Annotated in this window: 1 protein-coding gene; it reads left to right on the top strand. The window is 66.9% G+C overall.

Translation table 11 applies throughout. The features are described 5' to 3' along the window. A partial coding sequence (locus AC1DQP_RS21100; RefSeq protein ID WP_478052507.1) for an efflux RND transporter permease subunit occupies positions 1-769 on the top strand: 769 nt, incomplete at its 5' end. Positions 770-812: the final 43 nt, after the last annotated feature.

The following is an 812-nucleotide window of genomic DNA, read 5'->3' as shown; positions in this document are numbered from 1 at the left end:
GTCCACGCTCGACCAGATCCACGTGATCGGCAAGGACGGCCAGCGCCTGCCGTTGTCCTCGATTGCCAGCTGGTCCTATGGCATGGCGCCGGACCGCATCTACCACAGCCAGCAGTTCGCCTCGGTGTGGATCGAGTTCGCGCTGGCGCCGGGCGTCACCCTGGACCAGGCGGTGAAGGCGGTGGACCGGGCGATGGCCGGGATCATGTTGCCTACCCATGTGCAGGCCAGGCTGAGTGGCGAGGCCGGTGGCTTCGAAAAACTGCGCGAGCGGCAGCTGTGGCTGATCGTGGGTGCCATGCTGGCGGTGTACCTGGTGCTGGGTGTGCTGTACGAGAGCTTCCTGCAACCGCTGGCGATCCTGTCCACCCTGCCCTCGGCCGGCGTGGGGGCGCTGCTGGCACTGATGGCGTTCGGCAATGCGTTGAACCTGATCTCGCTGCTGGGGCTTTTCCTGCTGGTGGGCGTGGTGATGAAGAACACCATCCTGATGATCGACTTCGCGCTGTCGGCCGAACGCGAGCGCGGGTTGCCGTCGTACGACGCCATCTGCGAAGCGGCGCGGCTGCGTTTCCGGCCGATCCTGATGACCAGCGTGGCGGCGCTGCTGGGCACGTTGCCGTTGATGCTGGCCACTGGCGAGGGCTGGGAGATGCGCCAGCCGCTGGGCATCGCGATCGTAGGCGGGTTGCTGGTGAGCCAGTGGTTGACGTTGTACACGACGCCGGCGATCTATCTGGCGTTGGCGCGGTTGCGGCGCACCCCGTGATCACCGGGCCCGCGACACACCTCCGGTAGAGCCACCCCATGGG

The sequence above is a fragment of the Stenotrophomonas sp. P5_A8 genome (assembly GCF_056400545.1).
Note: the sequence above shows the minus strand (reverse complement) of the source record. Positions and strands in the feature narration are given on the sequence as shown.